A 7,828-nucleotide genomic window follows, 5' to 3' on the forward strand; every position below is an offset into this window, starting at 1 on the left:
ACTTAAGTCCCTCCCTAGTGATAAGAGTTTGCTGTTAACAATAGTCATAATATTGAACTATAAGATTATGTTTATAAATTTATAGTTCAATACACAAGATTATGTTATCGTGTAGTTGTCTAAATCAATGATATAATATTTATGAAAAAAGCTTTTATCCTATTTATAATAATCTTGTGTGCTAATGTTGGGTTTTCTCAGCGTTTCTACTCGACTGTTTTTGATAACCTCCCTCAAAGCTATCAACTCTATCCAAGAAATGAAAAAAACGAAGCGTCAGTCCCTATCTCTGGAAGAATAGAACTGGAAGGATGGTCATATTTTTCCCTCAAAGTATATCGCAACAAGCAATTAATTGCCTATCAAAGAGCGCCCGTGAGCTATAAAAATAGCCTTGGTACTTTTGCCTTTACGCCTGTAGTCATCAAAGCCGAAAAAGCGGAATACGACTTTAAAATATTTGCTGTAAAAGGAACAGATTCCTTAGATTTGGTTACTAGAGAAAATGTAGTCGCTGGTGATGTTTATGTACTTACGGGACAATCAAACTCTACCGCTTTTTTTTCCGAGACCAAGACCAATGAATTTTGTAGAACCTTCGGTAAAATAACGGGAACGTATAATATTGAAGATTATAATCCAGCCGATACACTATGGGCGTTATCGAACCAAGAAGTATATTTCAAAAATGTAGGAACGCTTGGCTATGAATTTCAGAAATACATATTAGATAATTTTGGTATCCCTACTTGCTTGATTAATGCAGGGTTTCACTGGTCTTCTGCCCGTCAACATGCTAATCGCACGGCATCCAACCCCGCAGATTTGACCAATGGGTATGGCAGAATGTTATATCGTTTGCAAAAAGCAGGGGTAGACAAATACGTTAAAGCACTGATTTACAGACAAGGAGAAACGGAAGCTTATGGAGAAGGGTCTGATTTTGGAGGTTACTTCGATATATTTTATAAGAACCTGAAACTAGATTTACCCTCTATTAAACAACTCTACGTCTATCAAATAGACATCATTAATCCCGCTGTGGGCGAAGCGCCCAAAGTGCGTGAAACACAAAGAGCTTTAGCGGATAAATATCAAAATCTACAGGTGGTTGCTTCTGTAGGCACAGCGGGCTTTGATGGTTTGCATTATACTGCAGCAGGCTATACGCAGAATGCTACTGAATTGGGCTGGTTGGCTGGTCGTGATTTTTATAATGTATCGCCTACTGATAATATTGATGCACCTAACGTCCGAAAGGCGTACTTTTCTCAAGCTGATAAAAGTGAAATAACAATCACTTTTCCAGTGGGTCAGGAGCTTACTTGGAACGAGAAAACAAGGAATCTTTTGATGAAAGATTTCTTCTATTTGGATGGCGTCGCGGGCAATGTAGTGAGCGGCACGACCGTCGGGAATAAAGTAATCTTAACATTAAATACGAGTAGCTCGGCTACTAAAATCTCTTATTTACCTTCCTTTATCGAACCCACCAGTCCCGACTATCCATATACTGGTCCATACATTACTAATAAAAAAGGGCTTAGAGCACTTTCTTTTTATGAATTCAAACTAGAGGAAGTACCTACTACTAAGCTAAGTGCTGTAGCCACTAATTTTGAAACCATCAAATTACAATGGGAGGCTATCACAGGTATTAATGGTTATATTCTCGAAAGAAAAACTGCGTCAACTGCTTTTCAACAGGTGGCTCAATTGAATGCCAATACGTTAGTTTATGAAGACAAATCTTTGAAAGGAGGAGAGCTTTATACCTATCGCATAAAGGCAGTGGGTAATTATTGGGAATCATGGTATGCGAATGCAGAAGCTAAAACACTTGCTTATTTAGCCACGCCTGTATTGGCTGTAACCGTTGTTTACAACAATTCCCTGAGCCTTTCATGGCAAGCTGTTGCACAATCAACTGCTTATCAGATTGAAAGAAGAGTAGGTTCAGAAGATTTTAAACTATTGAGTACCCAACCTGCTAATCAGTTGACGCTAGTTGATAAAGATTTAACGCCTAATACCGCCTATGCGTACAGGATTAAAGCCATCGGAAATCTGACAGAATCGTTGTACACGATTGTTGAAAGTAAAACTCCAGCACTATTAGCGACGCCTGTGTTACAAGCTGAATCAGTAACCTACAGTAATGCTAAAATTACTTGGAAGAGTATTCCCAATGCGACCAGTTATGTATTAGAAAGAAAAGTAACTGAAGTAGGGAACTACGTAGAGTTAGCCAAATTGGATGCTACAAGAACTGATTTTTCGGATATGCCACTCACGGAAAAAACGAATTATTATTATCGTTTAAAGGCTTTTGGAGACAAAACAGAATCGCTGTATGCTGCTGCGTTGACAGTTACTACGCAATCAGTTTTGGGGATAGAGGAGGAGCAAAATTGGGGTTTAAAATTATATCCTAATCCAAACAAAGGACTTCTGATGATTGACTTTCCGAAATCAGTCAGTGGACAAATTTCAATCGTTGATTTTAGAGGTGTAAAATTAGTAGAACAGTCAATCAAACAGAGCGACACACATCAAGTTGATTTAAGTCATTTAGCAAAGGGAAGTTATGTTGTCATCTTTAGTAATAACGATACAAGTATCTCTAAAAAACTTATTCTTGAGTAATATTTTGGGTATTCAAGGATGAAAATATTCTTGAATACCTAACTTTTATTGAAGCCTGATTAATAATTAACTTCCATCAAAAATAGTCCTTGCGGAGGGGCAGCACCACCTGCCTTTTGGCGATTTTTAGATTGAATGATTTTCTCAAAGTCTTCGATACTTATTTTGCCGATTCCTACCTCAATCAATGTCCCCACAATGGCTCTTACCATTCCCCTGAGGAATCGGTTTGATTTAATATGAAATACCAATATGCCGTTGTCTCTTTCTTCCCACCTTGCTTCCATGATGGTACAGTTGTAAGTAAATACTTGTGAGTGTAATTTGCTAAAGCATTCAAAGTCTATGTATTGAAAAAAGTACTTGCAAGCCTCGTTCATGGCGTCAATATTCAATTCAGGTGTGAATTGATAACACAAATCTATCAAGAATGGACTTTTCTTTCTGGAGATATGATATTCGTATTTTCGTGAACTTGCCTCGAATCTAGAATGATAGTCGTCTGCTACTTGAAAAATGTTTAAGATTGAAATATCAAAAGGAAGCATTTTGTTCATTCTGTAAACAATGTTTGCTGGATTCGGAATGGCTTCTTCCAAATCAAAATGAGCCGTTTGGTGCTTGGCATGAACGCCCGTATCAGTTCTGCTACTTCCTACAATTTCAATCGGTTTTCTTAATAAAATAGACAGTACTTTTTCTATCTCTCCCTGAATAGTACGGGAGTTTTCCTGTGCTTGCCAACCACAATAATTTGTGCCTTTATATGAGCATTCTATAAAATATCGCATTTGCCTTTAAAAGGTAATGATTGTATGAAAGAAAAAGAGACTGTCCAAAAAGTTTTTACAATCAAACATTATTCTGCGTAGAACCTCATCCCCAACGGCAGCGGCCGACCGCCCCTTCTCCTTCAGAGAAGGGGCTTTTTGAGCTCAAAAGCTCCCCTCTCTGAAGGAGAGGGGTTGGGGGTGAGGTTGAAAGCCCAAGAATATTTGATGTTATTTTCTTTTTTGGACAGCCTCTTTCAATGAATGTATAAGGAAAGTCTATTTCATGTTGTGATACACGTTCTGTACATCGTCATCTTCTTCCAAACGTTCGATTAGTTTTTCAACATCGGCCATTTGTTCTTCACTTAGTTCTTTGGTATCATTCGGGATTCTTTCAAAATCAGCACCTAATAATTCAAAACCTTTTTCTTCTAGAAATTTTTGGATAGCTCCAAAGGCAGTGAATTCGCCATAGATGTTTACTTGATTAGTTTCTAAATCCAAGAAAATCTCGTCAGCACCGTAATCAATTAGTTCTAATTCTAATTCTTCAACGTCTATATCAGGTGTTTTAGCAATTTTGAAAACAGATTTACGTTCGAAAATAAAGTCTAACATCCCTGTTGTACCTACGCTACCTCCACATTTTGTAAAATGACTTCTGATGTTGGCAATAGAACGATTGGTATTATCCGTAGTACATTCTACTAATACAGCAACACCATGCGCTGCATATCCTTCATACACAATCTCTTTATAGTCTTCTTGCTCCTTAGATGATGCTTTTTTGATAGCACGCTCCACATTGTCTTTCGGCATGTTTACTGCCTTGGCATTCTGTATAATGGCCCGTAAACGTGAATTTGAATGAGGGTCTGGTCCACCCGATTTTACTGCAATGACAATATCTTTACCGATTTTGGTAAATGTTTTTGCCATTTGTCCCCATCGCTTAAATTTTCTTGCTTTACGAAATTCAAATGCTCTTCCCATTTCTATTTTTAATTGTGATTGCTACCTTTTCTTTTTGAGTTTGCAAAGTTAGGAATTATTAGGTTTTTACGCAAAGGAGAGTTTGTTTTAGCCTTTGCGATTGTATAAAAAAAGCCCATGAATTTCACGGGCTTCTCAAGAATTATATCGTTGTTGGCTTACCAACCATCATCAGCTTTTGGTTTTACATTGGCAGAAGATGATTTTTTTACGGCTGGTTTGTTAGTAGCAGCCACTGGGCTTGCCGAAGTAGCAGTTCCTTTTACTTGGCTATCCAAGTCTGTACGGCTGAAAACACGGCTAACGATTTTCCAATCGTTCCCAAATTTTAGCATACTCAATAAGTCAACATATTTAAAATCTCCGAAACGCAATTCCACCGTGGCTAAGGCAGATACTCCAATGTATGAATATCCAACTAGTTTTGTCGAACCGCCTTTTGTTTCTATCCCTCCCGCAGGAGTCGTAGCAATAAATTTAGCTACAGGAATATCTTGCAAAGCACCTGTATTGGTATTTACAGTCCTGAGCATAGCCGTTGGGTGAAAAGCAAGGTTCAAGCGGGCTGCATCACCTTTTAAAACACCATCCAAATAATTATTTACACACGTTTTGATAGCATCATCTTCACTCTGTGCCTTTACAGAAAATGAAAGACATAACAACAAGCAAAAGGAATGGAGGAGTAACTTTGAGATTCTCATGTTTTTTGTAATTTTCATAAAGGTTATTGTCCCTCTAAAATTAGCTTTTTTTTATGATTTAACGACTTTTTTAATACTTTATTATTGAGTAATTCTTACCAAATTATTCTACTTCTAATTCGCCAGGCATGTTTTCTCCGCTCATAAAATACCATGCTTTGTCGGGATATAAAATAGATTGTGCTACTTTTATTCTACCTAATGCCCTGTTTGAAACATTCTGTAGAATAATGATAGATGAATTGTCTCTATTATTGTGCATATAATAGTTTTTAAACCCATGCCACCAACCCGTATGGAAGGTCAGCCAAGTGCCATCATCCAATAATTGAAGACGCCAGCCATAGCCGTAGTTTTTGGTCAATAAGTTTTTAAAAGTATGCACTGGCAAGAAAGCTTCGTTCAAGGTACTCATTTTTACTAATTTCTCGCTGTTCAAAGCCATGTCCCACTTATACAAGTCTTCTACGGTAGAATATACTCCTTTGTCGCCCACTACGCCATCTAGGTGGTCGAATGGTACTGGCCAGAAACCTCTGCGACGAGGGGTGTAACCAATGGCGGCTGTAGCGTTCAATTCGGGCTTGCTAGGGTCATACACAAAACTTCTTGACATACCCGCTGGGGCAAATAAATTTCGTTTGGCATATTCCCTAAAGTTCATTCCCGATAGCTTTTCGACAATATAAGCTAACAAAGCGTAGTTTGAATTGTTATAGTTGAATCTCGTATTGGGATAATAATTGATACCGGGCTTATAACGAGCAAACAAATCGACAACCTGATTATTGGTCAAGGGTACTTTTTTATTGACAATTTTGTCTAAACAATACACATAATTGGGAATGCCCGAACTATGCGACAACAGACTTTTTATGGTAATACTTGGGTCGTAAGGAAAATTCGGAATGTATTTATAAACGGGGTCATCATAATCAATCAATCCTTTTTCGTGTAATTGCATGATAGCAACTGCCGTAAATTGTTTTGATACCGAAGCTAACTGAAATTGCGTTTGGGTAGTATTGGTATCTTTGCTCGAAAAATTGGCATAGCCAAAGGCTTTTTTGTAAATAATTTTTCCGTATTGAGAAACCAACACGGCTCCATTAAATCCATTCAGTTTATGCAATTTTTTGAAAAAAGTATCTAGCTTACTCGCTTTTTTGACAGCTATTTGTGGGTCGAATAGCTTCGCAATGCTATCATTTCTGATGGAAACGTCAGTGGAGGTTTTTTTAGCTAATTGCTTGGGTTGATGTGAGCAGGCTAATAAAACGATGCCTGAGATAAAACAACTTACAAAAATGTGTCTTGTGTATTTCAATATTATCACGATATGATTAAGGATTATATTTTCTATCGAGTGGTCGATTAATCAAGCAATTTACTGCTGGAATTTGAAAATTGCCAATCTCTTCTCTAAATTGAATTCAATTTTACTATTTTAAATCAAACGATTCTGATGCCAAAAAGATATATTATTCAAAATAAAAACTTAGGAACATCGCCCGGAACGCTTACTTATGTAGGGCAGGAAGTGAGTTTTGAAACTAAAATATGGTGGACTAGCTACAACTTCGAAAAGTATGAAATTAGTGAAGTCCCTGATCTTGGCAACTTTAATGTCGAGCTTGCTGATGATAAAACCTATTGGATGAACGTAGACGGCATTCATGAACCTGCCGTAATAGCGAACATTGGTGATATGTTTAATTTACACCCTTTGGTACTAGAAGATATTTTGAATACCCACCAAAAGCCCAAGTTTGAATATTATAACGAAGACCAGCTTTTTGTGACCTTAAAGATGATAGAGTATAACCCCTATACGCGTGAAGCTGAAATAGAGCATCTGAGTTTTGTGATGGGTGAGGGGTATGTAATATCCTTTCAGGAAGAACGCTCCCGTGATATTTTTGAACCAATTCTTACCCGAATAAAGGCATCTGCGGGTAAAACCCGTAAAAATGGGGCTGATTATTTGCTATATGCTTTGATAGACTTGGTTGTGGATAATTACTTTACGGTGCTGGATAAATTTTCTGAAAACATGGAACAGTTGGAAGAAGATATTATCAAAAACCCCAATCCAAAAGCATTGAATGAACTCTATAGTATGAAGCGAGAGCTCACGATAATGAGGAAAACTATCTTCCCACTTCGTGAAATGTTGGCAAGCCTTATCCGAGAAGAAGCTCCGTTAATCACCGCCAATACGAGTCTGTATTTAAGGGATGTATTAGACCATGTGATGCAGGTAATTGAAACAGTAGATTCCTACCGAGATTTGGGTGCATCATTGATGGATTTATACCTTTCGCAAGTAAGTAATAAGATGAATAACGTCATGAAAGTGCTGACGGTGATTTCTGTGATATTTATGCCCCTTACTTTTGTAGCAGGAATATATGGAATGAATTTCGACAATATGCCCGAATTGCATTGGCGATATGGGTATTATGTGGTGTGGATTGTAATGGTCATATTGGTAATTGTGATGTTGATATGGTTTAAACGGAAAAACTGGCTGTAAACATAAAAATATTTTTTTTGCATTTACATGGGTGATTTTAAACCTGTTTTTATGAAATAAAGCACCTATTTGGTTGATTTATATGTTTTTTAAATGCCTTCTTTATAAAAAGCGTATTTTTTGAAAAATTGAGGTTATAAAACAAACCTTTGCAAGAAAAAGTACAATAAAAAAAC

Annotated in this window: 6 protein-coding genes; 2 read left to right on the plus strand and 4 right to left on the minus strand. The window is 37.2% G+C overall.

The genetic code is table 11. The annotated features are described in order from the left end of the window. The first annotated feature begins 141 nt into the window (after positions 1 to 141). Entirely contained in the window at positions 142 to 2,646 is a 2,505-nt protein-coding gene (locus AC07XN_RS22170; RefSeq protein WP_494744638.1) for a T9SS type A sorting domain-containing protein, read from the plus strand. 59 nt (positions 2,647 to 2,705) lie between these two features. Here the strand turns inward: AC07XN_RS22170 and truA are convergent, their stop codons facing one another. The 4 genes from truA to AC07XN_RS22190 all read right to left on the minus strand — a co-directional run bounded on the left by truA (position 2,706) and on the right by AC07XN_RS22190 (position 6,443). Continuing rightward, complete coding sequence (gene truA, locus AC07XN_RS22175) at positions 2,706 to 3,437, minus strand: tRNA pseudouridine(38-40) synthase TruA (RefSeq protein WP_494744639.1); 732 nt, start codon at positions 3,435 to 3,437, stop codon at positions 2,706 to 2,708. Positions 3,438 to 3,695: 258 nt separating this feature from the next. Further along, positions 3,696 to 4,412 (minus strand): YebC/PmpR family DNA-binding transcriptional regulator, encoded by a 717-nt coding sequence (locus tag AC07XN_RS22180; protein WP_309919535.1) that lies wholly within the window; start codon positions 4,410 to 4,412, stop codon positions 3,696 to 3,698. A gap of 158 nt (positions 4,413 to 4,570) precedes the next feature. Further along, positions 4,571 to 5,116 (minus strand): nuclear transport factor 2 family protein, encoded by a 546-nt coding sequence (locus AC07XN_RS22185; RefSeq protein WP_309919538.1) that lies wholly within the window; start codon positions 5,114 to 5,116, stop codon positions 4,571 to 4,573. A 103-nt stretch (positions 5,117 to 5,219) separates the two neighbouring features. Beyond that, on the minus strand, positions 5,220 to 6,443 hold the full coding sequence (locus tag AC07XN_RS22190) for a serine hydrolase domain-containing protein (protein ID WP_494744640.1): 1,224 nt from the start codon (positions 6,441 to 6,443) through the stop codon (positions 5,220 to 5,222). A gap of 138 nt (positions 6,444 to 6,581) precedes the next feature. Between AC07XN_RS22190 and corA the strand changes: the two genes are divergently transcribed. Next, positions 6,582 to 7,652, plus strand: a complete 1,071-nt coding sequence (gene corA, locus AC07XN_RS22195; protein WP_309919544.1) for a magnesium/cobalt transporter CorA — start codon at positions 6,582 to 6,584, stop codon at positions 7,650 to 7,652. The last annotated feature ends 176 nt before the right edge of the window (positions 7,653 to 7,828 follow it).

This window comes from Arcicella sp. GW458-12-2-14-TSB2, from assembly GCF_059423785.1.